Here is a 1619-nt window from a genome sequence, read left to right on the forward strand (position 1 = left end):
GTGCCGGGCCAGGACTGTTCTTCAGGGGAGGTAGTGGTTTCGATGCGTGGGACGATCGTGGAACTCGCCCTTTATCTCGTCATATTCGTGGTGGCGGCCGCGTGTGCTTTTGGGGTGATCCGGATGAATGTGGGCTGGATGCGGCTGAGGCGGCAGGGGATGCGTGCCAACGGAGTGCTGGTCGGCTTTCTCGGGAGCCAGCAGGGGATCAGACCCGTGGTGAGATTCGAGGACAGTCACGGCAGACCGCACGAGATAGCAGGCGCCTCGACCACGAGCCGTGTCCTGAAGCCAGGTGACACGATGGGCGTCCTGTACCTTCCCCGGAAGCCGTCAAGGGCCGAGGTGCTTCCGCTGCGCGCCCGCGTCGGTGACACCATCTTCTCTCTGATCGCTTTTCCCGTGCTGAGTCTCACCGCGATCTGGATGTTCAAGGAAGTGCTTTTCCTTGCCGGGAAAATCCTGGGGTAGCAAACGGGCCAAGTCCACGCTTTCGTCCGTCGTGCGACCACCGGTCCGGCTCAGGTGCCGGCAGGGAGGAGTGAGGTTGCTGCGTTTTCTGCGGGTTCAGTCCCATCAGAATTCCCAGCAGTTGAGGTCGATGAGCTCCTTGGCGTAGGACGCCAGGTCTGGGTGTGAGCTCTGCCAGATGTTGTCGGGGCAGAAAGCGAAGTGTTCGGCGGCGACGGCCAGGGCCTCTTCGATCCGGGTCGGAGGCGCGGCGACGCTGAGGTGAAGGGTGCTGAACCCGACGCCGACGACGCGTACGCCGAACCGGTCTTCCCAGTCGCGGACGACGGCGGCGAAAGTGGCGGTGTCGTTGTTGTAGTTGAGAGGACCCATCCATCCCACTGTGGCGAGGGCGTCGGCACCGCGGGATGCTGCGACGAGTCCGAGTCGGGCCCGCGGTTTCTGCGCCAGGAAGGCGCGCGCGTACTGCCCGGCGATCTCGTCGGCATGCGACACCTGCGGCAGGGCGGGTCCACGGCCTGGCCAGGTCTGGCCGAACGGGGCGGTGACGGCCGAGTGCTTGTCAGCGGTGAGCGGGTCGTCGCCCTCGTCGGTTGCGGTGCAGTCCTGCCGCCAGCGGGCGAGGAGGGCCTCGGGGTCGTGCTGGGCGGGCGGTGACATGCGTTCGGTCCGCAGTTCGCCGCAGCCCCAGGGGCGGAAGTCCTCATCGTGGGGATCCAGGGCGTCGAGCAGGAGGGGCCACAGGCTTGAGGCGGTGTGCTCGACGCGCAGCCGCGACCACAGTTCGGCTGCGGCCGGGCCATCGCTCAGTCACAGCGGCTGCATGTCCCCGTCTCCTTCGTCCGAGGTGATCAAGCGGCCGGGCGGGAGGGCTGTGCCGTGGGGCAGGCGGGATTCGAGGTTCACGAGCGGATGCTAAGTCCGGGGTCCGACAACGAAAGACGGCGTGATGGCTGCGCCGGCGGAGGACGTTGTCGTTGATCAGGTTTGGCCGTGTTGGCGATAACGCGTCTTCATGTCCCGGAGTGGCTTCGCCTCATGCCGTTCCTCGGCCGTGATCCAGCCGTCGACTGGGGAGAGGATGCCGTCGTCTGCTGTACGTGGGCCGCCGCCTGGGGTGCGCCGCGGCGGCCCGAGAGGCCGGCGAG

General features: G+C 66.8%; 2 protein-coding genes. One reads left to right on the forward strand and one right to left on the reverse strand.

Annotated features, from left to right (window positions below):
- A partial coding sequence (locus tag ACFU99_RS43015) for a DUF3592 domain-containing protein (protein WP_384404064.1) occupies positions 1–471 on the forward strand: 471 nt, incomplete at its 5' end.
- A 105-nt stretch (positions 472–576) separates the two neighbouring features.
- On the opposite strand, the gene ACFU99_RS43020 is transcribed toward ACFU99_RS43015, so the two are convergent.
- Positions 577–1131, reverse strand: coding sequence for a DUF4253 domain-containing protein (locus ACFU99_RS43020; RefSeq protein ID WP_384404066.1), 555 nt, complete (start codon positions 1129–1131; stop codon positions 577–579).
- Between the last annotated feature and the right edge of the window lie 488 nt (positions 1132–1619).

Origin of the sequence: Streptomyces sp. NPDC057654 (genome assembly GCF_042800135.1) — a bacterium.
Classification (GTDB): domain Bacteria; phylum Actinomycetota; class Actinomycetes; order Streptomycetales; family Streptomycetaceae; genus Streptomyces.

Excerpts from the sequence above, each read along its gene's own strand:
- ACFU99_RS43020 (WP_384404066.1), bottom strand. The coding sequence starts at position 1,131 with ATGTCACCGCCCGCCCAGCACGACCCCGAGGCCCTCCTCGCCCGCTGG.